Genomic DNA, 20,464 nt, shown 5'->3' with positions numbered 1-20,464 from the left:
GAGGGTGGTCACCCAGGCATTGCGCTGCATGCCTGGAATCAGTGAGTAGTGGGGCATGCGCTTATCCTGGAGCGAGCCAGCAGGGCGGGGTTGATATTTATCAACCAGACATCAGCGCGTGGTCGTGAGCGGATGTACGGTCGAGCGAGACCACTGATCCTCGGATAGTTGACCATTATCAACTACGACCCTGCCGCCGCGGCTCAAGCTCTGCTCTGCACTCACCTGTCGGCGGAGGGAAAGCCATCATGGCCACCATGAAAGCCGCAATATTCGTTGAAAAAAACCGCATCGTGCTCGATGACAAGCCGATTCCCGAGGTCGGGCCGCTGGATGCGTTGATCCGCGTGACCACCACAACCATTTGCGGCACCGACGTGCATATCCTGCGCGGCGAATACCCAGTGGCCAGAGGACTGACCATCGGCCACGAACCGGTCGGCATCATTGAGCGATTGGGCTCGCAAGTACGCGGTTTTGTCGAAGGGCAGCGGGTGATTGCCGGTGCCATCACCCCCAGCGGGCACAGTTACGCGTGCCTGTGTGGCTGCGGCTCGCAGGACGGCCCCGACACCCGGCACGGCTTCAAGGCCATCGGCGGCTGGAAGTTTGGCAACACGATCGATGGTTGCCAGGCCGAGTACGTGTTGGTGCCGGATGCACAGGCCAACCTGTGCCCGATCCCCGATCAGTTGAGCGATGAACAGGTGCTGATGTGCCCGGACATCATGTCCACCGGGTTCTCGGGGGCCGAGCGGGGCGAGATCGCCATCGGCGACGCTGTCGCGGTGTTTGCATTGGGCCCGATCGGCCTCTGTGCCGTGGCCGGAGCAGGGCTGAAGGGCGCCACGACGATTATCGGTGTCGACGCGGTGCCCGAACGCATGGCCATGGCGCGCCAGCTGGGGGCGACTCATACCGTCAATTTCAAGGACGGCAATGTGGTGGAACAGATCATGGCATTGACCGATGGCCGTGGCGTGGATGTGTCCATCGAAGCGCTGGGCTCCCAAGGCACGTTCGAGTCGGCATTGCGGGTGCTGCGCCCGGGCGGGCGTTTGTCCAGCCTCGGGGTGTATTCCAGCGATCTGCACATCCCGCTCGGGGCGTTTGCCGCCGGATTGGGCGATTACAGCATCGTTTCCACCCTGTGCCCGGGCGGCAAGGAACGCATGCGTCGACTGATGGCCGTGGTGCAGAGCGGCGCCGTCGATCTGTCACCGCTGGTGACTCACCGTTTCAGACTGGACGACATCGAGCAGGCGTATGAGTTGTTCGCTCATCAACGCGACGGAGTCATGAAAGTCGCAATCACTCCTTGAAAGCACCTTGGCGTGCCGCTGAAACCGGGGTTTCCATGAACATCAAGATCACTGAAAAACACGCTCCCCACGGCTGGGTCGTGCACATGGATGACTGGGATGTGGGCTTCAGGAGCCTCAAGGCTGCGCAGGAATTTGTCGAGGTGCTTGAGGCCCGTATCAACGCCCCTCACGAGTGGCCGAATGCGTTTGCCCAGCCGTTGCCAGCAAGGCCGGCAACGGCTCGCCGCATCAGCGCAAGTGTTGAATGCTCGCCATAAGCCGAGCAGGGTGCGCAAACCCTGCGGGACGCTACCCATGAATGAGGTTTTTGATCTGTCCGGCGCCGCTGCGGCGTTGGGGATCGGCATGCTCATCGGTCTTGAGCGTGAACGGCACAAGGGTACTGGCGATGCGCGACACTGCGCCGGCTTGCGCACGTTCGCCATTACCGCGCTGTTGGGATATGTCGCGCTACAAGTCGGCGGTGGCCTGCTGCTGGGGATCATCGCTGTCTGTGTCACGTTGCTGACCAGCGTCGCCTACTGGCGCAGTCAGAGCGACGATCCCGGGGTGACCAGCGAGGTGGCGTTGACCGCAGTGCTGGTCCTGGGCGCGTTGTGCGCAACCGCGTCGGCGCTGGCCATTGCCCTTGGCGTGGTGATCGCGGGCCTTCTGGCGTATCGCCAGGCGCTGCATCACTTTGCCAACAGCCAGTTGTCCGAAACGGAAATGCGTGATGGCCTGATCCTGCTGATCGCAGCGCTGGTGATACTGCCTTTGGCACCGGACCGGTATATCGGCCCGTACGCCGCGATCAATCTGCGCACCATTTGTACCGTGACGGTGTTGCTGATGCTGGTCGGCGCGTTCGGCCACATTGCCGTGCGCGCCCTGGGCTCGCGCTATGGCTACGTCATCAGCGCGATTGCATCCGGCTTCGCCTCCAGTACCGTGACGATCGCGACCATGGGCCAACGCCTTGCCCATGAGCCGGACAACATCCGCATCCTCGGCGCGGCGGCGATTTTTTCCAATCTCGCGACGGTGATACAGATCGGCCTGATCCTGACGATGGTTGATGCGGATCTGCTGAACAGTGTATGGGCGCCACTGCTTTTCGGCTTGATCGCCACGTTGTTGTACGGCGCCTGCCTGATGTTCCCAGACCCCACACGAGGGAGCCGCAGCAAGCCGGTCGACACGGCAGGGGCGTTCAATCTGAAACTCGCGGTCATCGTGACACTGACCCTTACCGGCATCACATTCGTCTCATCGGCCATGCTCAGCCACTTTGGTCAGGCAGGTCTGTGGCTTACCGCAATGCTTTCGGGCTTTGCCGATGCGCACTCTGCCACAGCGTCCATCGCCAGCCTGGCCAAGGCGGGCCAGGTGCCTTATGACTCGATAGCGGTGCCAGCGCTGATTGCCGTCAGCAGTAACTCGGTGAGCAAATGCGTGGTGGCGTGGGTCAGCGGCGGCAGGCGTTTCGCTGCCTGCGTGATCCCGGGCCAGGTATTGCTGACCTTGGCCATGTGGGCGGGCAACGTGCTGTTTTGAGCGCAGTCAGTGCTCTTGCTGACAAAGATCAAGCTGCCAATGGCCACAGCATTCACCCTGAAGTCTGTTTCTCCTGGCTGGCCGCATGCCGAGGTATCCCATGTCACAGACTCCGCGTTTACTGTTGATCGCTCCTTCAGCCATGGAGCGCACGCCGGCGTTCGAGCGCGCGGCTGCACTGGCCCAGGCCATGCAGTTGCCGTTGCACATCGTGGCCTTCGACTACTTGCAGGCGCTGGCCGTGGCAGGGCTGTTTGCCCCCGAGCAGATCCGCCTCGCCCGCGATGGTTATCTGCGCACTCACCGGCAGTGGCTCGCAGAGCAGGCTTCATTGCTGGCGAGGCATCAGATCATGGTCACCAGCGAAGTGATGTGGGTCCAGGATCCCTTCGCCGAGATCCTGCAGTTCATCAACGAAATGCCGTTGCTATTGATCATCAAGGATGTGCAGCACGAGTCCGTGCTGGAGTGTATTTTCTACACCCCGCTGGACTGGCAACTGTTGCGCGATTGCCCGGTGCCGGTGCATCTGGTGACCGACGACACCCATCCGCGCCCACGCCGTGTGCTGGCTATCGTCGATGTCTTGCGCAGCGAAGAGCAGGACTGCGTGTTCAACGATCAGATCATCGATGCCGCCGCCCAACTCGCCGCGCAGTGCGATGCCAGTCTAGATGTGGTGCATGTTTACGACTGGACGGCGGTTTACGCCACGGACATGGGGTTCGGCGCACTGCCGCTGGCGACCGGGATTCATGAAGCGCTGGGCACTGCGCAGCATGAGGCATTTACGGCCTTGGCCGAGCGCCACGGCGTGCCGGTCTCATGCCGGCACTTCATCGAGGGCGCGCCGGTGCACAGTATCTGCGGGTTCGCCATCGACAAGCAGATTGACGTCATTGTCATGGGCACAGTGCAGCACCACGGCTTGAGCAAGTTGTTAGGCACCACCGCCGAACAGCTGCTGCATCGGGCACCTTGCAGTGTGCTGGCGATCAAGCCGCAACCCACACTGCAATCCTGAGACACGATCGCCCCGAGGTGAATCGTTGGCCGACCCACCTCAGGGCGATTCATTTACAGGTCAAGACGATGAATGACCTGGCGTGCGTCGTCAGGATCATTGTGGGTTTCGAAGCCCAGGCTTTTGGCCAGGTCGCGCATCGCCGCGTTACTGGCGGCATCGACTGAGTACATCTGGCGGAATCCGTTGCGGCGGGCTGCCTTGATCAGATGCTCCATCAGCAACGTGCCCAAGCCCAGGTGCTGCCATTCATCGGCGACCGTCACCGCGCACTCGCATTGATGGGCGCCTGTGCCGGCATAGCGGCTGATGCCGATTTCGATCAACTTGCCGTTCTCGTAAACCAGTGCAATGAAGGCGGTGCGCTGTTTGTTATCGGTGTCCATCAACTGGTCTAGCAGAGCGGTGCCGGGTTCGCTGATCTGGGCGAGAAAACGCATGTGCCTGGATTCGGGGGACAGGCGCTTGATGAAGTCGTATTCGCGCAGGCGATCCTTCTCCCTGAGCGGCCGGATCAGGACATGGCGGCCGTCCTTGAGCGCCTCAATCCAGTATTGTCCGGCGACCCCCGCATAAGCGGCCACGGCCTGATCGTTGTGGTCTTTGACGGTGAGCATGGTCATTCTCCATCCGGTTCGAGAGGCTGGCGGGCGTTGAAACAGCGTCCGCTTGCCTCCCTTCTACGCGGTTGCCCACGGCGACATCTGATCTACATCAGACAGCTGCCATGCGCCTCGCTCATTGACCCGGGCTTGATGTAAATCAACGCCGGGCAAGGGCGAGCGGGCGCAGTCTTGAAGCCTGCCGGCCCACCGCGCCGGTGCCGAGCGGAGGTGTGTGATGGGCCAATATGAACGTCTGTTGCTGGTCGCTGACCAGACGCTGCATCAATCAGCGGCGATGCTGCGTGCCATCGCGCTGGCCAAGGCGAGCGGGGCGGCGCTGGATGTGCGGGCCTTTGTTTCGCCGGTGCCGATCACCCATCTGTGGGAGGAAAAAATCGATGACGTGGATGCTCAGCGCTATCAGCGGCGCTACCGTCGCTGGGTGGCCGATGAGCTCGAGCAGCTCAGCAACCAGGGGCTGGACGGCACCGTTGACGTGGTCTTCTCCAGCCATCCGCTGCTGGACATCCTGAAGACCGTCCATGTGCTCAAGCCCTACCTGTTGATCAAGGACGTGCGACTGGAACCGGCGCTCAAGCGCGTGTTCATCACGCCGCTCGATTGCCACCTGCTGCGTGAGTGTCCGATTCCGGTGCATCTGGTCAATCAGATTCGCTATGCGTTGCCGCATCGTGTCGTGGCAGCCGTGGACCCGTTCGATCCGGATACCCAAATCAGTGGCTTGAACGACGTGATCATACGGTCGGCGAACGCTTTGGCGTTGCAATGCGACGTGCCGTTGCACCTGCTCTGCGCCTACGATTTGTCCGCTGCCTTCAACGGCGAAGCGCCAGTGGTCAACGGTGGCTGGAACGAAGATTTGGCGAACGAACTGCGTCAGACACTGCATCAGGCTTTTGTCGCCCTTGCCGATCGCCACGGCGTGCCACCTGAGCGTCGACACTTCGTCATGGGCCATCCAGTGCAGGTCATCAATGAGTTCGTCGAGCAGTACCTGGCCGACGTGGTGGTGATGGGCACGGTTCATCGCGTGGGCATCGAACGCGTGATCGGCAGCACCACCGAGCGCGCCTTGTATTCGGTGCCGGGGAGCATTCTGGCGGTGAGGAAAGAGCCTGTGCGGTGAGCATGATCGCAGCGTAGCGAGCCGGCCTGTTCGCTGGCCCGCTAGGGTATTGCATAGATCCTGAAGAGCTTTTTGGCGGCACTGTTGGCGCCGCCCAGATGTTTGTCGAATGCCTGTTCAATTTCGCCGGATCGGTACATTTCACTCAGCGCCGTGTCGACCAGCAGACGAAAGTCCTCATCCTCTCGATCCACTGCCATCGCCGTCGGTGCGTACTCGAAAATCCGCTCCAGCAGCACCAGGTTGCCCGATGGATAATTTCTGGTCAGCAGATGTTTGAGCATCATGCGTTCAGCGAAGAAGGCATCGGCTTTGCCATTGGCAACCAGCTTCAGACCGGCTTCTGCGTTTTCTACGGTGACCAGCGTGGCTACCACACCCAGCAATCGCATCTGCTGTTGTATCCACGTTTCGGTGACCCCGCCGGCGATGGCGGCATACGTCTGGTTGGCCAGACCACGGTTCACCGTGGCTCGCCACGTTGGTCCGGTATGGGCCACTTTGCCATTCAGCACATTGAGCAAGGTTTCGGACGCATCCTGGCGCACCACAGCCGAGAGGCCAGCGGTGTAAATCGGCACCGAGTAACTGACGATCCTGCGCCGCGCCAGCGTGGGTGGGGTCGGCGTACAAAGAATGTCGATCCTGCCGGAACTGACAGCGCTCATCTCGTCGTTGAGCGAGACCGCTTGGTACTGGATTTTCAACGCCGGCACATTCAGATCGATCCTGACCTTCTCGGCTATTTTCAGACAGAGATCGATGGCATAGCCGCTGGCTTTATCGGCGGCCTGATCACTGAACGGCATGAAGTCAGGCACGTAGCCAAGGGTGATCGCTTGACTGGCACGGATGCGCTCCAGCGTGTTGCCATGGGTCACTACCGGTAGCAGCGCAAGGACGCAGGCGAGCAGCAGGTGGTGGGCTCTGATCAGTTTCACGTTCATGCGCGCGGTTCCTCGAATTCAGATATCTGTGCTGTACCGAAGACTTCGATCAAGGGTTATCAGGCCGGGGGCCGACAGGCGCAGGGGCATCGACAAAACGTTTGGCAAGGAAACCGTAAAGCAGGTAGCCGAACACCAGGACCAGGATGCCGCCGAACACCGCGTCCTTGCCGCAGGCATACAGCGCATACAAGGAATAGGCCACGGCAACCACTAACAGCAGGGTATTGCGCGTGTATACGGCTGCGCTGACTCTGGCTTTGTACATCATGACCAGCAGCCCGGTGGCTGCCGTCACATAGGGAATCAGGTTGGTCACCGCCGCGAGGCTGACGAGTTTTCCAAACTGCGCGCTCGCGTTCGGCGAAATGGTCGACAGCGCCATAAAGGTCTGCAGGACGCCGCAGACCAGCATCCCGACGATGGGGGCGTTGCGTGCGCTGACCTTGCAGAAAAATTTTGGAAACATGCCCTGATCAGCGGTCACTTTGGCAGTTTGCGCCAAGGTGAACTGCCAGCCCAGGAGCGAGCCGACACAGGCCATCACCGCGAGCGCCATGATGATGTTGCCGACCAGGGGATTGAACATGTGCGCATAAACGAGCGCGAAAGGCGCTGAAGAGTTGGCCAGTTCGGCGTTGGGAATAATGCCCTGAATGACCGTCGTCGATAGCACATAGACCACCGCTGCCCCCAGTGTCCCGAACAGGCAGGCCAGCGGTACGGTGCGCTTGGGGTTTTCCACCGCATCTGAGGCCTGGGCTGCCGACTCCATGCCGAGAAACGCCCAAAGCGTGAGGGGAATCGCTTTGCTGATGGCCTCGGATATCGGCAGTTGGTTCGGGTTCCAGGCGGCGATGATCAGCTCGGGTTTGAACCAGAACCAACCGATGATGCTCAAGCCCGCTACAGGAATGATCACCCCCCACACCGTAACCGCGCCAATCCTGCCGGTGATGCCTGGGCCGCCGAAATTCGCCACGGTGGTCAGCCAGAGCAGGCCGACCGTTCCAACGAATAAAGGAATGGCGCCGCTTCCCAGCCAGGGCATGAACGACGTCATGTAGCCCACTGCCGAAATGGCCACCGCCACGTTGGCGATGGCCAGCGACAGGAAGTACAGGTACGAGCACAGAAAAAAGCCTGACTTTGCATGCGCCTCTTCGGTGTAGGCGGATAGCCCGCCTGAGCGCAGGCAGAAGATCCCGCATTGGGAAAAGCAGTACGCGATAGCCATCGAGCCGACAGCGGTGACGATCCATGACAGCAATGAAACAGCCCCGAGTTGGGCCATGCTCGTCGGCAACATGATGATGCCTGAGCCCATCATGTTCACCGTCACCAGTGTGGTGAGCCCCATGAGGCTCATTTTCTTGCTTGAGTCGGCCATTGGAGTTCCCTCGATTTGCGCAACGCGTCACCGCTCAGCCATCGAACGCACTGGGAGACAGGCTCAGGCTGCCGACGAAAACGGCGACGGGCTATCTGAGCAACTGCCTGAAAAGGCTCATGCGCCTGCCCATTCCTTGTGCTGTGAGGGTTGTTCGGGCAGACGCTTGATCACGTTTTCCTCACAACCCTAGTCGCGGCAGACGGTGGCATTTCTGACAATTATCAATTAATCCGATTTGCCAGCCGTGACACCCATGGATTGGCACTCAAGCCATGGAGCAGCACGCTGAGTAAAACGGTACAGGCCGCCACGGCTACCAACGTCCGACCGGTTTGCAGAGGGTAGTCCAAAATCATTATGGCGAAGACGATGCTGGCCAAACCTCGCGGGCCGAACCAGCCGATGAACAGGCGGGTTTCGAAATCGAAGCCGGTTCCCGCCAGGCTGACAAGTACCGGCACGATGCGAATCACGGTCAGACTGAGCAACGCATACAGCCAGACATCGACCGTGAAACTGCTCCAGACCGAAGGGATCACCAGCGCGCCGAACACGACCCAAGTGATGATCGACAGCAGGCTGGCGAACTCTTCACTGGCCTTGAGCAGGTCATGTTTTTGTTCAGCAAACAGATAGCTGGCGAGCAGCCCGCCGACGAACGCGGCGATAAACCCGCTACCACCCAGTGTTTGGGCGGTGGTAAAGCAAAGCACCGCCAACCCGGGCAGCGTCAGCTGCGACCACATCGGTGTCTGCCAGTGATGTTTTGCAGAGTAGCGCTGCATCAGCCAGGCCATGAAAGTCAGGGTGCCGCCGATGAGCGCGCCGATACCAAGCTCCTCGAAAAAAAGCTCTATCGCCAGCGAGAGGGGGGACTGCGTGTGCTCTTCGATCAACAAGGCCAGGAACATCAACAACACCGGAACACAAATGCCGTCGTTGAGCCCGCTTTCCACGTTCAATCCCTCACGCACGGGCGCCGCAACCTTGGGATTGCTCACGACAGCCTTGCCCAGCGCTGCGTCTGTGGGGGCCAGAAGGATTGCCAGCAACGCCAACTCGATCAAGGGCGCTTGCGGGAATAGCCAGATACCCAGCAGCCAGCCACTCAGTATGGTCAGCGGCAGACCGATCAACAGCAAGCGCAGCGGTAATCCTTCGTGCGCCTTGAGAACCTTGAGATCAGCATTGGCGGCATCGCTGAACAGGACAATCGCCAATGTCAGTTCTGCAAGAATCCTGAGCCCATGACTATCGATCCGAGGTTGCAGAATGCCCAGAAACGCCGGGCCGAGAATCAGACCCGCCAGCATGAACATCAGTGGTCCATTGAGCAGACGTGACTCGAATCGCCCGGCAAATATGCTGTAGGTCAGAATGAAAGCGGCAAGCAGGGCGAGGTTCTGATACATGACCGCTTGCCTGTTGTGATGGCTGCCACAGCCATGGCAGTACGGGCCTTCTCAGGCGGGCATGGACGCGCTCAATGACTCTGTCGGTTGCAGCCCGACACCATCTGCTTGAGGCCGTCCATGTTGCGGATTTTCACGTCACGCGCGGTGATTTCCACCAAGCCCTGATCGCGCAAGTGGGCAATGCCGCGGCAAATGGTCTCCAGACGCAGCCCAAGGTAGGAGCCGATTTCTTCGCGGCGCATTTTCAGCACGAACTCTTTCGAGGAATAGCCACGGGAGCTGAGGCGTTGTGAGAGGTTGAGCAGGAAAGCCGCCAGGCGCTCATCGGAGTTCATGTTGCCCATGAGCATCAACATGCTGTGGTCGCGCACGATTTCCCGGCTCAGCAGCTTGTTGAGGTTGTGCTGCAGGGATGGCAGGCTTTGCGCGAGTTTTTCCAGCTGTGCGAAGTGAATAGGACAGACTTCGCTGTCTTCCAGCGCATACGCAGTACACGCGTGTTGATCGATGCTGATGGCGTCCAGCCCGAGCATTTCGCCGGGAATATGAAAACCGGTCACTTGCTCGCGGCCATCGACGGAGACCACGCTGGTCTTGAACGAACCTATTCGCACAGCGTACAGCGAGCGCAGCGGGTCTCCGGTCCGGTAGAGAGCGGCACCTTTCTTCACCTTGTATCGCTGCACGATCAGCGTGTCGAGCCGCTCGACCTCCGCGCCCGTCAGGCCAAGCGGCAGGCATAACTCGACCACGCTGCAGTTGGAACAGGCAGTTTTGAGAATCGGCGGGGGCGAGTGGGCTTCAAGCATGGATTAGCAGCCTCCAATGAGTGTGATAAGCATAGAAGTCTTCGCAGCGCACGTGCCTTTCGTTTGGCGTGCCAGCGTGATTACGGACGAACGGCGGGGAGGGGAATCACAAAGGCAACGGCCTCTGCGCCGCTCTTGTGTCGCAGGGTTGATGGGGAGACTTGATGCATATCAAGCGTGGCGGTTGGCAGAGTTGCAGAATCGTCCAATGGCGCTGACTGGAAATACACGTGATGTTCAGGCTCAAACGAATTCTGTTGATCGCACCTGCCGAAATGACCCGCACCCCGGCGTTTGATCGCGCCCAGGCGCTGGCTCGGGCCACTGGCGCGTTGCTGCACATCGTGGCGTTCGATCATGTCCAGTCCCTGGCGTTGGCCGGTCTGTTCGACCACGACGCCATGGCGCAAGCGCGTGAAGGCTATTTGCAGATGCATCGCCAGTGGCTGGAGCAGCAGGCCCGGTTTCAACGTGGCGCCGGCGTGCAAGTCAGCACCGAAGTGGTCTGGGCCAGGGCCACGCCGGCGCATGTACTTGAGTACATCAATGACTTTCATGTCGATCTGGTGATCAAGGATGCTCACCATGTTTCAGCGCTCAATCAAACGTTTCATCCGCCATTGGACTGGCTATTGGTACGAGATTGTCCCGCCTGCGTGCATCTGGTCACCGAGGCCGCACATCCGAAACCCTTGAAGATACTGGCGGCCGTTGACCTGTCGCATCTCGAGGATCTGACCCAAGGCCTCAACGACCGGTTACTTGACGTTGCATCGACATTGGCAGCGAAATGCGATGCCTCGCTGCACTTGTTGAATGTGAGCAACTGGTCGGTGGTGGGTGATGCGGCGATGAGTGTGCCGAACTTGAGTCTGGATCACAGTTTGCGCGATGCGATCAACGACACTCAGCAGGAAGCCTTCGATACGCTGGCCGAGCGCTATGGTCTCGATGAAGAACATAGCCACCTGCTCTCAGGTGTCCCGTTCCGGGTGATCGAAGACTTCGCCCGGCAGCACGCGTTCGATCTGCTGGTGCTCGGCATCTGTCACCATCAAGCGCTCGACGGCTTTATCGGCGGCACGGCCGAATGCCTGATGAACCGGGCTCCTTGCAGTTTGTTGATGGTCAAGGCAATGCCTGCCACAGCCTGACCGGTCATCGCAGCAGTTGATGGTAATCGGTTGGGGATAATCCATCAGTGACTGCGCCCGCCGTGTGCGTATTGCCATTGTTGCCAGGCGTGCCGATATTTCTCATCGGCGCGTTTCCTCGCTTCAGTGAACTTGTGCATGGTGTCTGTAGAAAACGGCTCTTCAAGGACGGCATAGGCCCGTTCGCTGAGCCGATCGGCTTCGTGAAACAGTGCGCCACTGTCATCGATCGCGTCGGGGACATTGGCGGTTGTCATGGCTGGATCATTGATGACCATATCGTGAACCTCGCAAAGCAAGAATGAGGGTGGGTTGCGGACCTGTCACCCTGTGGCCGCATCTGTAACTTTCACGCGTTCGAGCAGCTTGTGACTGTCCCTGATCCGAGATGCGGGCGCAGCCGAGTCATGAATCTATTTCGATCCAGTTTGTCGTCGCAGCGATTGATCCAGATCAATGTCGCTCGCCAGTTTCATCGCCGCTTTGTCGGTTTTCCAGGCGCTTGCGCAAGGGTGGTGGACAAGCCTCGATATTCAGGTTTTTCAGGGGGAGGACGCGCACCAGGGGCCTTGCATATGACATTTATCAAGGAAGTCGCCGGGCTATGGCGCAACCTCGATTGACGTTGTTGTCCGGTTCTTTCGGCCCGGGTCAGCGGCGAGTGACATGAGCGCAGACGTCCATCTCTCTGGAGACAAACATGAGCCAATATCAACACTTGTTGCTGATCATCAACCCGGCCCTGCGCCATTCCCCGGCGATAAGGCAGGCCGCCGCGCTGGCTAAAGCCAGCGGCGCGTCGCTGCACATCGCAGCCTTGATCAAATGGTGGGATTTCCTGTCGCTGCTGGAGGAAGGGGATCGGGCAAGGGCCCGTGCGGCCTATTTGCAGGACCATCACGAGTGGCTGGCATGCCAGGCTGCCAGCCTGCGAGCCGAAGGTTTGCGGGTGACGACGGAGGTTGGCTGGTCCGAAGACATGAAACGGGAGATCCTCGATCACGTCACCGTGAACCAGCCCGACTTGCTGATCAAGGAAGTGCAGCACGAATCCTTACTCAAACGCGCTTTGTTTACCCCATTGGATTGGCAGCTGCTGCGTGATTGTCCGGTGCCGGTCTACTTGTTGGGCGCTGCTGGCCCGGGTCTGCCGCGCAAGGTCGTAGCGGCAGTGGATGTAGCTGCAAGCGAAGATGATGGGGGCGCTCTCAATGACCGGATCGTCGAACAGGCCATATCCTTCGCCACTCAGTTTGGTGCAGAGTTGCACCTGTTATATGCCTATGACGTCTCGCAAAACTATCTGGATGAAGTGGTGAACAACTGGACGGTTTCGGAACTGATGAATGCCCGGCGCCAGGAACTGCAAGCGCATTACAGCGCTTTGGCGAGGAAATTCGGTGTGACGGCCGAGCACAGGCATAGCAGGGAGGGACATCCCGTGGCGGCGATCAGTGAGTTTGCCGATGAGCACGATGTGGACGTGATTGTGATGGGCAGGGTTCAACGTCACGGGCTGGAAAAACTGCTGGGAAGTACCACCGAACATATTCTGTACCAGGTTCCCTGCAGCGTACTGGCGGTCTAGCGCAAACGCTGGTGCACCTTACAAAGTCAGCGTTCCGGCCCACAACATCCGGCCAGCGTAAATCGCGACGGCCCAGATGATGATCAACACACCCGTTTCCGGACCGCTGAGCGGCTGGCCCTGGCGCGTTTTCAACGTGCCCAGGTGAATCAACGAGCCAGGCGCGTAGAGCAGAGCGCTGAGCAGCAGGTATTTGGGGCCGGCGGCATACAGCTGAATCAATCGGATGATTATTCCCCTGCCGGAATCGATAACGTCGCCCTCAAACCTCCCTCTGCGCGGTTTGTCAGTTCAATTCGTCCGTTCAGTCGCATCGCGATGGTGTTGACAATGGTCAACCCCAACCCGGCGCCATGCGCCGTGCCACGGCTGTAGAAACGCTCGAACAATCGCTCTCTGTCCGATTCATCGATTCCCGGCCCTTGATCGTCGACCGTCAAATGACAGAAGCCATCGGACTCGCTCAGGTGCACGGTGATCGCACCGTGTTCGGGGGAGAAATTCGCCGCGTTGGTGATCAGGTTATTCAGCGCGATATCGATGGCGGCGGGGTCGGCGAGGACATGAAACGGTTGGTCGCTGACCTCGAAGATCAACTCAAGGTGTTTGCTCAGCAACCACGGTGTCAATTGCACCAGGCTGTTGCGTACGGTTTCGCTGAGATCAATGCGTTGCAGTGGCGGCGGGTCGGGTTTGGGTTCAAGGCGCGCCATGGTCAGCAGCTGGTTGACCAGTCGGCTGGTGCGGTCGACTCCGGAGATCAGAAATTCCAGCGACTCACGACGTTCTTCTTCGGTACCGGCCTCCTGCAGATTTTGCGCATGCACCCGCAGCACCGCCAGCGGCGTGCGCATTTCGTGCGCGGCATCGGCGATAAAGCGACGCTCCCGGCCGAGCACCTCCTGAATCTGCGCGAGCATGCGATTGAGCGCTGCCTGCATGGGCTCCAGCTCACTGGGCAGGGGCGTCAGTTGCAGCGGCTCAAGTGAACCACTGTGACGGGCGCGCAGAGTCGCCGCCATGTCTGCCAGGGGCTTGAGCCCCCAGCCTATGGCCAGCCAGATCATCGCGGCGAGGATCAGGCTGCCGAGCATGTTCGGCCACAGCGTGTGGCGCACGATGCGGTCGACCAGGTCGGTGCGCACATCGTCGCGCTCGCCGACCCAGATGCGCAGGCCGTTCTGCTTGTCTTCCAGCATGAACGCTCGCCATTGCCGACCTTTCAGATCGACCACGTCGCTGAAGCCCGTTCTCGTCGGCGGCGCAGTGAAGGAGGGCGCACTGGCGGTGTGTACCAGCACCTCGCCTTGCGGGTTCCACACCTGGAAGGCGATTTTGCTTTCGTAAGGATGTCCGTCAACCCGTGGCTTGGCTTCCCCGAGAGCCTGATTGAAGGCCTGATACAACTGCGCGTGCTCGGTACTCGCCATCGGCATACGCATCACGCCCTGCAGCAGGCGTGCGTTCTGCGCCAGTTGCGCGTCGTAGACCTCGGCGATTTCGTGGTTGCTGTCATGCACGTTGAAGAGGCTGAGTACCGCCAGACCGGCCAGTAACAGGCCGATGATCAGGGTCAGCGTGCGCCGGCGGATCGAGGTCATCGACGCTCCTCCACCAGATAACCCACGCCGCGGATGGTGCGGATCAGGTCGGTGGAGAACTTCTTGCGCAGGTGATGAATGTGCACTTCCAGGGTGTTGCTTTCCGCTTCTTCATTCCAGCCGTAGAGCAACTGGATCAATTGATCGCGAGTCATCACCCGCCCCGGCGGCGACAGCAGTTCGTGCAGCAACTGATATTCCTTGGGGGTGAGCGCGACCGGTTGGCCTTGATAACTGACCTGCTGGGTGCCGGGGTTGAGGCTGATACCGGCGTGCTCGATCAGCGCCTGGGCGCGCCCGGCACTGCGGCGCAACAGGGCACGCAGGCGGGCTTTGAGTTCGGCGAGGTCGAAGGGTTTGACCAGGTAATCGTCAGCACCGGCGTCGAGTCCGGCAATGCGATCTTCGGTGGCATCGCGAGCGGTGAGAATCAACACCGGCAGGTTCGAACCGCTGTCACGCAGGCGGCGCAACACTTCAAGGCCATCCATGCGCGGCAGGCCGAGGTCCAGCACGGCGACATCAAACGTTTCGCTGAGCAGTGCATGCAAGGCGCTGCTGCCGTCCTTGAGCCAGTCGACCGTGTAACCCTCGCGACCCAGCGCCTGGTAAATGCCTTCACCCAGCGCTACGTCGTCCTCGATCAGTAATAAACGCACGCGCACTCCTTTCAGTCGAGTTTCTTGTTCACGTCCACCAGCAAGGCGTCGATCTCTTTACGACGCCCGGCATCGGCGCTTTCGCGGCCCGCACGGGGTGCGGCTTGTCTGGCCTTGATCAGCGCTGCCTTGGCTTCAGCGTAGCGCTTCTGACGGTAGAGATGGTCGCCCCAGAAGTACAGACTGTCGATGCCATCGGGGTTGAGCTGCAGGGCTTGTTTGAGCAATTGCTCGGCCTTGTCGCTGTCGCCGAAGCCGATCGGCCAGCCCGGTACCCGGTCGTACAATGCAGCGAGGCTGGTGTATGCCGAGCCTTGCAGGGCCTTGGGGTCAAGCGTCAGGGATTTTTCCAGGTCCGCCTTGGCGTCCTTGGCTTTGCCCAGGGCACCAAGCCCGCCTTCGGCACCGGCCCAACTGCTGGTGACGATGCCTTTCCAGATCCAGGCTTCGGCCACATTCGGACGTTGCGTGGTGAACGCGTTGGCTTCGCTGGCCAATTGCTCGAACGCCGCGGCGCGCTGTTTTTCCGCCACCTCGTATTGAATGTGCGCCCAGTTCTGCTGGATGCCGGTGAGACGTTGCTGATCAGCCGGCTCAAGCGCCCAGACACTTTGACTGAGGGCGGCGAACAGCAGGCAAGTGGAAAGTTTTTTCATGGCTTTGAAGCCTCGTTGTCAGGTTTTTCACTGAGACGGCGGATCAGTGGCAATTGCTTGCGCAGGCCGCGATCCACCAGATGCGGCAGTAAGCTGTTCAAACGGACGAAAAACCGCTCCGGCCAGCCTAGGTACAGGTCACGACGGTCGCCGGCAATCGCATGCATCACTGCCGACGCCACGGTTTGCGGATCGTCAACGCTGGCCTTGAGGGCATCGTTCAAGGCTTGCGCAGCGGCGCTGTTCATCGAGGTGCGGGTGGCCCGGGGCGCGACATACAACACGCTGACCCGCGTGTCGGCCAGCTCGCGGCGCAACGCCTCGGAGAATCCGCGCAGGGCAAATTTGCTCGCGCAATAACTGGCGTAACCGGGGTAGCCGATCGAGCCATAGGTCGAGCCGACGTTGACCACCATCGCGCTGTCAGCCTGCTTGAGCTGCGGCAAGAGCATTTTGGTCAGGCAGATTGGCGCGCTGATGTTCACCGCCAGCATCGCGTTGATGTCACTGTCATCGAGCTGTTCGAGCATGGCGAAGTGATTGACCCCGGCGGCGTTGATCAGCAGATTGATGCCGCCGATGCCGTCGGCGGCGGACAACACTTTGCGCCGATCGCTGAGGAAGGTCAGATCGGCGGCGACCCAGCACAGGTTCTGCGGATACCGCTCAAGCAGCGGCAACAGCGCCTCCTGATGCCGCGCCACGGCCAATACCCTGGCACCGGCGGCGCACAAGGCACTGGCGATGGCCAGGCCGATGCCGCCACTGGCACCTGTCAGGACCACGCGGGCTTCATGCAGCTGCATGTTGGGCCTCAGCATCGCGCGGCAGATCACGGAACATGTCGGTGTAGAGGCGATAGACGACTTTCGATGCGTGGATGACCGCCGCTTGATCGTCAGGGTCTTCCAGCTGATTCATCAACCGCCGATAGGTCTGCATGTGCTCGATGTCGAGCGCGCCGTGGGAGCTCAGATAGCTGAATGCCGTTTCCGGCAGCGTCAGGCGATCGCGAATGCTCCCCGCCGCGTGGGTGGCCAGGGCAATGCTGGTGCCTTCGAGCACGTTTACCATGCCGAACAGACCCACCGGATTGCCCCGGGCGATCAGGTCGTAGAGAAAACTGACCATCAGCTCGATCGATAACGACGGCTGACCATCGCGCACGGCGTCGCGATCACCACCACAGGCGGCAATGTCGTTGAGCACCCACTGCTCGTGGCCGTATTCATCTTCAATGTACTCGCACACCGCTTTGCGCAGCCATTCCAGGCGCGTCGGCAGGCGTGCACCGCAAGCCATCATCAGCGGCACGGTGTGGCGCACGTGGTAGTAAGCCTGGGCAAGAAAGGCCCGATAGCTGTCGAGGCTGACCTTGCCTTGCAACGCATCGACGATGATCGGCAGGTTGAACAGCTCGTGGCGTTCGCGTTGCGTGGCTTCTTGCAGGGTGTCGAAAAAACTCATTATGCGGATTCCTCGGAAGTGGCGGATTCGGTCAGTTGCGTGCGGTACTGCGCGATGATGGCGTCGCGGCGCGGCCGGCCATTGGCGGTGAGCAGGCCGTTGGCGGCGGTGAAGGGCTGCGCCAGGCGCGTCCACTGATGCACCTGGGCGTAATCGGGCAACGCCTCGTTCGCTTCGGCGACGGCTGCGGCCAGCTCGGCATCGGTGCAGTCCGGACGATGCGGCCAGAGCAGGGCGTGGTTGTGCGGCATCGCCTCGCCATAGACGAACGCTTGAGCGATGTGGCGGCGCTGGGTCAGTTCCGACTCGACCCATTCCGGGTTGACGTTTCGCCCGTAGCTGGTGACGAATTGGTGTTTTTTGCGGCCCTTGAGATAAAGAAAACCTTCCGGATCGAACTCGCCCAGATCGCCACTCGGCCACCATTGATCGGTATACGCCGGCTCCCCCAGATAACCGAGCAACACCGAACCCTTGATCAGCACTTCCCCGTCCTCGGCCAACCGCACCTCGATATGAGGCAGAGGGCGCCCGACGCTGCCCGGACGGCGTGCGCCGGGGCGATTGAGGCATACGACCGAGGCGCATTCGGACAAGCCGTATCCCTCGTAAACCGATAACCCGATCCGTTGCGCGCGGTGCAGCAGATCCGCTGACACCCGCGCGCCACCGACCGCGGCGAAGAGCAAAGTTTGCGGATCGAAAGCCTTCTGTTCAGCGGCGCTGACCAGAACTTGCAGAAGCTGTGGTACGAGTATCAGGCTCTCCGGCGCACGCTTGGCCAGATAACCGAGCAGGCGCGCAACGTCGATGCCGCTGGCGCCTTGAATGCCGAGGGTTGTCTGGCTTGGCAGGCTCAACACCGCACCGGCGTACAGCGCGGCATAACAGCCCAGGTTCTCCAGCAGGATCGCCAAAGGCAACAGCGCCAGATGGTGCTCCGGCCCAGTAGCTGCGCTTGCCTGATCAAGCTCCCGGGCAACGCGCAAGAAGCTGTCGGCGCTCAGGCACACCCCTTTCGGCGTGCCGGTGGTCCCGGAGGTAAACGTAAGTTTCGCGGTGCCCGCCGGCATGCGACTGGGGCCATTGAACGAGCGACACCAGAATTCACCTCGTAATTCATAGCCCGCCGCCAGCAGCTCGGCTTGCAGTTGCGGCTCGGCGATCACCCGTTCGGCCTGGCTCTGCTCCAGACAATGGGCGCGCTGCGCGGCGCTGAAAAACGGCGGCAGCGTTACGCAGGTCAAGCCTTCGAACAACACAGCCAGATCCCAAAGCATCGCGTCGACGCCGTTGTCCAGCGCCAGCGCAATCACCTGCACCTGCTCATCGCGCAGGCGCTCCTGGCGATACAACACCTCGGCATACAGCGTGGCGTAATCTATTCTCAGCGTGTCGCCCCACAGGGCTGAGGCGTTGTCATTGCGCCGGGCATGGTCGCGCAGGGTTTCCTGGAAGCGTTGCAATTCAAGCGACATGGCAGGCTCCTTCAACAGAAGTCGGCAAACCCAGGCGAGTGAACAGGCCAATATTGCGCAGATGGACAAATCCCGCGCGAATGTTGCCGACGTGCACCCAGGGTTTGCTTTCGTAATAACTGCCCCAGTGTTGACGCTCGTCACCCAGTCGCTGTGGATCAGCGGCGCACAATGTCACAGGCTTCAGGCCCAGGCGATGGAAGCTGTTGACCAGCCCGATGTTGCCGGTGAAGGTCACCCATTCCAGGCCACCCATGGCCAGCAGATAGGTGATGGCGATGATGCTCAGGCGCGCACTGCCGGTGTCGCTGGCGGCGAGGTTGCCGACTTCGACAATGACCTTGCGATCCACTGCACGACCGGCGGCGGCGCTGATCAACGACTGGATCGGTTCATCCAGATAGCGCTCGAGAAACAGTGCCTGCAGATGCGCTCGACGGACCCCGGCCACCGCGCACAACTGGCCATCGCTGTTGTGCATGCCGAACAGCTCGGGCATGAAATGGCGGATTTCGGCACCGTGAGCCGTGCGGAAACGCTGCTGGATAAAGGCTTCGAAGGGCGCGCGCAGCTCGTCCTCCGGCAACGCGTTTCTCAGCGTCATCGGCATCGATTCGGCCTGGCCGAAGTGCAAGGGCAGCGGGATGTTCCAGTCGAATTCGGGCATGGGCAGAGCGCCTCCCTCAATGGGTTTGAGCGCAGTATCCAAGCCATTTCTTAACGAAGTCTGAAGATGAAAAACCGTTAACCGCAGCGCCGATCTTCAGACTGTCTTAAGGCTGGGCGAGCACGGTAGGCCAGCGAAAGATCGTCGCTCCACAACAATCACGAGGCGTTTCCTATGATTCGCGACACCGCTGTAACCCGTTATGGAAAACTCTCAATCATCCTGCACTGGCTGATGCTGGCGTTGTTCGTCGGGGTGTATGCGTGCGTCGAAATCAAGGGCTATCTGCCCAAGGGCAGTGAGGGGCGCAGCATGCTGATGGGCCTGCATGGCCTGTTTGGCGCAAGCATCTTCGCATTAGTGTGGATTCGCCTGATCGGCCGCCTGACCCCGCGTCCGCCGATTATCCCCAAGCCGCCGGCGTGGCAGACCGCAATCGCGCACCTGACACACCTGGCGCTGTATGGATTGATGATTGCCACACCGCTCCTCGCGTGGCTGATGCTCGCGGCGGGCGATAAGCCGTTTCCGTACTTCGGCTTCCATGTGCCGGCGCCGGTGGCTATTGACCCGGACCTGGCCAAACAACTCAAGTACTGGCACGAATGGATTGGCAGTGCCGGCTACTGGCTGATCGGCCTGCACGCGCTGGCGGGGCTGTTCCACCATTACTGGGTGAAGGACAACACGTTGCAGAGGATGTTGATTGAGCGTGCCCGCTCTTGAGGCAAGCATCTGGCGCTGTTCGTCGAAGGGAATGTTCGCCGCAACTCAAGCGCATGGCTGCGGTGGAGCTGAAAATCCGGAACTGCCAGCCCTCGCCGATGCCGAAACAGCATCGACAACGAGGGCAAAGCCATGACTGAAGAAAAAACCGAAGTGCCGCAAGAAGTACCGGATCAAACAACCCCGGCGCATTCCACCGAAGAAGAGCGCGAGCGCTTGAAGGACTTCAACAAGGACGGCATCCCGCCGGGCAGTTGCTGATCAGCG

General features: G+C 60.4%; 23 protein-coding genes. 9 read left to right on the top strand and 14 right to left on the bottom strand.

The window, feature by feature from the left end; translation table 11 throughout:
- Window positions 1–248 precede the first annotated feature (248 nt).
- The 4 genes from F8N49_RS00905 to F8N49_RS00890 all read left to right on the top strand — a co-directional run bounded on the left by F8N49_RS00905 (window position 249) and on the right by F8N49_RS00890 (window position 3,885).
- Window positions 249–1,322 carry an NAD(P)-dependent alcohol dehydrogenase gene (locus F8N49_RS00905; RefSeq protein ID WP_151550615.1) on the top strand — a complete coding sequence of 358 codons (1,074 nt, stop codon included), beginning with the start codon at window positions 249–251 and terminating at the stop codon, window positions 1,320–1,322.
- Between the two features lie 35 nt (window positions 1,323–1,357).
- Entirely contained in the window at window positions 1,358–1,582 is a 225-nt protein-coding gene (locus F8N49_RS00900) for a hypothetical protein (protein WP_016774525.1), read from the top strand.
- Between the two features lie 37 nt (window positions 1,583–1,619).
- On the top strand, window positions 1,620–2,861 hold the full coding sequence (locus F8N49_RS00895) for a DUF4010 domain-containing protein (protein WP_151550614.1): 1,242 nt from the start codon (window positions 1,620–1,622) through the stop codon (window positions 2,859–2,861).
- Window positions 2,862–2,961: 100 nt separating this feature from the next.
- Window positions 2,962–3,885, top strand: a complete 924-nt coding sequence (locus F8N49_RS00890) for a universal stress protein (RefSeq protein WP_151550613.1) — start codon at window positions 2,962–2,964, stop codon at window positions 3,883–3,885.
- A 53-nt stretch (window positions 3,886–3,938) separates the two neighbouring features.
- Here F8N49_RS00890 and F8N49_RS00885 read toward each other — a convergent pair whose 3' ends face one another.
- Complete coding sequence (locus tag F8N49_RS00885; RefSeq protein WP_151550612.1) at window positions 3,939–4,502, bottom strand: GNAT family N-acetyltransferase; 564 nt, start codon at window positions 4,500–4,502, stop codon at window positions 3,939–3,941.
- Window positions 4,503–4,725: 223 nt separating this feature from the next.
- Here F8N49_RS00885 and F8N49_RS00880 point away from each other — a divergent pair, with 223 nt between their 5' ends.
- Window positions 4,726–5,637, top strand: a complete 912-nt coding sequence (locus F8N49_RS00880) for a universal stress protein (protein WP_151550611.1) — start codon at window positions 4,726–4,728, stop codon at window positions 5,635–5,637.
- A 41-nt stretch (window positions 5,638–5,678) separates the two neighbouring features.
- Here F8N49_RS00880 and F8N49_RS00875 read toward each other — a convergent pair whose 3' ends face one another.
- The 4 genes from F8N49_RS00875 to fnr all read right to left on the bottom strand — a co-directional run bounded on the left by F8N49_RS00875 (window position 5,679) and on the right by fnr (window position 10,201).
- Window positions 5,679–6,584 (bottom strand): amino acid ABC transporter substrate-binding protein, encoded by a 906-nt coding sequence (locus tag F8N49_RS00875; protein WP_151550610.1) that lies wholly within the window; start codon window positions 6,582–6,584, stop codon window positions 5,679–5,681.
- 49 nt (window positions 6,585–6,633) lie between these two features.
- A complete protein-coding gene (potE, locus tag F8N49_RS00870; RefSeq protein WP_122699273.1) occupies window positions 6,634–7,974 on the bottom strand; it encodes a putrescine-ornithine antiporter in 1,341 nt (446 codons plus the stop codon).
- 224 nt (window positions 7,975–8,198) lie between these two features.
- Entirely contained in the window at window positions 8,199–9,389 is a 1,191-nt protein-coding gene (locus F8N49_RS00865; protein WP_151550609.1) for a sodium:proton antiporter, read from the bottom strand.
- Between the two features lie 71 nt (window positions 9,390–9,460).
- Window positions 9,461–10,201 (bottom strand): fumarate/nitrate reduction transcriptional regulator Fnr, encoded by a 741-nt coding sequence (gene fnr, locus F8N49_RS00860; RefSeq protein ID WP_073474686.1) that lies wholly within the window; start codon window positions 10,199–10,201, stop codon window positions 9,461–9,463.
- Between the two features lie 233 nt (window positions 10,202–10,434).
- Between fnr and F8N49_RS00855 the strand changes: the two genes are divergently transcribed.
- Window positions 10,435–11,355, top strand: a complete 921-nt coding sequence (locus F8N49_RS00855) for a universal stress protein (protein WP_151550608.1) — start codon at window positions 10,435–10,437, stop codon at window positions 11,353–11,355.
- 44 nt (window positions 11,356–11,399) lie between these two features.
- Here the strand turns inward: F8N49_RS00855 and F8N49_RS00850 are convergent, their stop codons facing one another.
- Entirely contained in the window at window positions 11,400–11,612 is a 213-nt protein-coding gene (locus F8N49_RS00850) for a hypothetical protein (protein WP_224787233.1), read from the bottom strand.
- 443 nt (window positions 11,613–12,055) lie between these two features.
- Here F8N49_RS00850 and F8N49_RS00845 point away from each other — a divergent pair, with 443 nt between their 5' ends.
- Window positions 12,056–12,943, top strand: coding sequence for a universal stress protein (locus F8N49_RS00845; protein ID WP_151550606.1), 888 nt, complete (start codon window positions 12,056–12,058; stop codon window positions 12,941–12,943).
- Window positions 12,944–12,961: 18 nt separating this feature from the next.
- Here F8N49_RS00845 and F8N49_RS00840 read toward each other — a convergent pair whose 3' ends face one another.
- Genes F8N49_RS00840 through F8N49_RS00805 form a run of 8 tightly spaced genes read right to left on the bottom strand, consistent with a single transcriptional unit; the run spans window position 12,962 to window position 19,471 of the window.
- A complete protein-coding gene (locus tag F8N49_RS00840; protein WP_256675372.1) occupies window positions 12,962–13,165 on the bottom strand; it encodes a hypothetical protein in 204 nt (67 codons plus the stop codon).
- 8 nt (window positions 13,166–13,173) lie between these two features.
- Window positions 13,174–14,544 (bottom strand): ATP-binding protein, encoded by a 1,371-nt coding sequence (locus F8N49_RS00835; protein ID WP_151550605.1) that lies wholly within the window; start codon window positions 14,542–14,544, stop codon window positions 13,174–13,176.
- A complete protein-coding gene (locus F8N49_RS00830) occupies window positions 14,541–15,203 on the bottom strand; it encodes a response regulator (RefSeq protein WP_016774538.1) in 663 nt (220 codons plus the stop codon). The genes F8N49_RS00835 and F8N49_RS00830 overlap by 4 nt, the downstream gene beginning before the upstream one ends.
- An 11-nt stretch (window positions 15,204–15,214) precedes the next feature.
- Window positions 15,215–15,859 carry a tetratricopeptide repeat protein gene (locus F8N49_RS00825; protein WP_041478760.1) on the bottom strand — a complete coding sequence of 215 codons (645 nt, stop codon included), beginning with the start codon at window positions 15,857–15,859 and terminating at the stop codon, window positions 15,215–15,217.
- Window positions 15,856–16,665 (bottom strand): SDR family oxidoreductase, encoded by an 810-nt coding sequence (locus F8N49_RS00820; RefSeq protein WP_122750786.1) that lies wholly within the window; start codon window positions 16,663–16,665, stop codon window positions 15,856–15,858. The genes F8N49_RS00825 and F8N49_RS00820 overlap by 4 nt, the downstream gene beginning before the upstream one ends.
- Entirely contained in the window at window positions 16,652–17,326 is a 675-nt protein-coding gene (locus F8N49_RS00815) for a TenA family transcriptional regulator (RefSeq protein ID WP_073474673.1), read from the bottom strand. The genes F8N49_RS00820 and F8N49_RS00815 overlap by 14 nt, the downstream gene beginning before the upstream one ends.
- Window positions 17,326–18,804: an AMP-binding protein gene (locus tag F8N49_RS00810; protein ID WP_151550604.1), complete on the bottom strand. Its 1,479-nt coding sequence runs from the start codon at window positions 18,802–18,804 to the stop codon at window positions 17,326–17,328. Before F8N49_RS00810 ends, F8N49_RS00815 begins: the two co-directional genes overlap by 1 nt.
- Window positions 18,794–19,471, bottom strand: coding sequence for a thermostable hemolysin (locus F8N49_RS00805; protein ID WP_151550603.1), 678 nt, complete (start codon window positions 19,469–19,471; stop codon window positions 18,794–18,796). The genes F8N49_RS00810 and F8N49_RS00805 overlap by 11 nt, the downstream gene beginning before the upstream one ends.
- A 174-nt stretch (window positions 19,472–19,645) precedes the next feature.
- On the opposite strand from F8N49_RS00805, the gene F8N49_RS00800 reads away from it, so the two are divergent.
- Together F8N49_RS00800 and F8N49_RS28160 are read left to right on the top strand one after the other, a co-directional pair.
- Window positions 19,646–20,197 carry a cytochrome b gene (locus tag F8N49_RS00800; RefSeq protein ID WP_071172295.1) on the top strand — a complete coding sequence of 184 codons (552 nt, stop codon included), beginning with the start codon at window positions 19,646–19,648 and terminating at the stop codon, window positions 20,195–20,197.
- 132 nt (window positions 20,198–20,329) lie between these two features.
- The gene (locus F8N49_RS28160) at window positions 20,330–20,458 is read left to right on the top strand and encodes a hypothetical protein (RefSeq protein WP_024012797.1); all 129 of its coding nucleotides are present in this window, start codon (window positions 20,330–20,332) and stop codon (window positions 20,456–20,458) included.
- Window positions 20,459–20,464 lie beyond the last annotated feature (6 nt).

Source organism: Pseudomonas sp. GXM4, assembly GCF_008923895.1.
In the GTDB taxonomy this organism is placed as follows: Bacteria; Pseudomonadota; Gammaproteobacteria; order Pseudomonadales; family Pseudomonadaceae; genus Aquipseudomonas; species Aquipseudomonas atacamensis.
Note: the sequence above shows the minus strand (reverse complement) of the source record. Positions and strands in the feature narration are given on the sequence as shown.

What these genes read in the sequence shown, in the direction of transcription:
- F8N49_RS00905 (WP_151550615.1), top strand. Translation starts at nt 249, where the DNA reads ATGGCCACCATGAAAGCCGCAATATTCGTTGAAAAAAACCGCATCGTG.
- F8N49_RS00900 (WP_016774525.1), top strand. Translation starts at nt 1,358, where the DNA reads ATGAACATCAAGATCACTGAAAAACACGCTCCCCACGGCTGGGTCGTG.
- F8N49_RS00895 (WP_151550614.1), top strand. Translation starts at nt 1,620, where the DNA reads ATGAATGAGGTTTTTGATCTGTCCGGCGCCGCTGCGGCGTTGGGGATC.
- F8N49_RS00890 (WP_151550613.1), top strand. Translation starts at nt 2,962, where the DNA reads ATGTCACAGACTCCGCGTTTACTGTTGATCGCTCCTTCAGCCATGGAG.
- F8N49_RS00885 (WP_151550612.1), bottom strand. Translation starts at nt 4,502, where the DNA reads ATGCTCACCGTCAAAGACCACAACGATCAGGCCGTGGCCGCTTATGCG.
- F8N49_RS00880 (WP_151550611.1), top strand. Translation starts at nt 4,726, where the DNA reads ATGGGCCAATATGAACGTCTGTTGCTGGTCGCTGACCAGACGCTGCAT.
- F8N49_RS00875 (WP_151550610.1), bottom strand. Translation starts at nt 6,584, where the DNA reads ATGAACGTGAAACTGATCAGAGCCCACCACCTGCTGCTCGCCTGCGTC.
- potE (WP_122699273.1), bottom strand. Translation starts at nt 7,974, where the DNA reads ATGGCCGACTCAAGCAAGAAAATGAGCCTCATGGGGCTCACCACACTG.
- F8N49_RS00865 (WP_151550609.1), bottom strand. Translation starts at nt 9,389, where the DNA reads ATGTATCAGAACCTCGCCCTGCTTGCCGCTTTCATTCTGACCTACAGC.
- fnr (WP_073474686.1), bottom strand. Translation starts at nt 10,201, where the DNA reads ATGCTTGAAGCCCACTCGCCCCCGCCGATTCTCAAAACTGCCTGTTCC.
- F8N49_RS00855 (WP_151550608.1), top strand. Translation starts at nt 10,435, where the DNA reads ATGTTCAGGCTCAAACGAATTCTGTTGATCGCACCTGCCGAAATGACC.
- F8N49_RS00850 (WP_224787233.1), bottom strand. Translation starts at nt 11,612, where the DNA reads ATGACAACCGCCAATGTCCCCGACGCGATCGATGACAGTGGCGCACTG.
- F8N49_RS00845 (WP_151550606.1), top strand. Translation starts at nt 12,056, where the DNA reads ATGAGCCAATATCAACACTTGTTGCTGATCATCAACCCGGCCCTGCGC.
- F8N49_RS00835 (WP_151550605.1), bottom strand. Translation starts at nt 14,544, where the DNA reads ATGACCTCGATCCGCCGGCGCACGCTGACCCTGATCATCGGCCTGTTA.
- F8N49_RS00825 (WP_041478760.1), bottom strand. Translation starts at nt 15,859, where the DNA reads ATGAAAAAACTTTCCACTTGCCTGCTGTTCGCCGCCCTCAGTCAAAGT.
- F8N49_RS00820 (WP_122750786.1), bottom strand. Translation starts at nt 16,665, where the DNA reads ATGCAGCTGCATGAAGCCCGCGTGGTCCTGACAGGTGCCAGTGGCGGC.
- F8N49_RS00815 (WP_073474673.1), bottom strand. Translation starts at nt 17,326, where the DNA reads ATGAGTTTTTTCGACACCCTGCAAGAAGCCACGCAACGCGAACGCCAC.
- F8N49_RS00810 (WP_151550604.1), bottom strand. Translation starts at nt 18,804, where the DNA reads ATGTCGCTTGAATTGCAACGCTTCCAGGAAACCCTGCGCGACCATGCC.
- F8N49_RS00805 (WP_151550603.1), bottom strand. Translation starts at nt 19,471, where the DNA reads ATGCCCGAATTCGACTGGAACATCCCGCTGCCCTTGCACTTCGGCCAG.
- F8N49_RS00800 (WP_071172295.1), top strand. Translation starts at nt 19,646, where the DNA reads ATGATTCGCGACACCGCTGTAACCCGTTATGGAAAACTCTCAATCATC.
- F8N49_RS28160 (WP_024012797.1), top strand. Translation starts at nt 20,330, where the DNA reads ATGACTGAAGAAAAAACCGAAGTGCCGCAAGAAGTACCGGATCAAACA.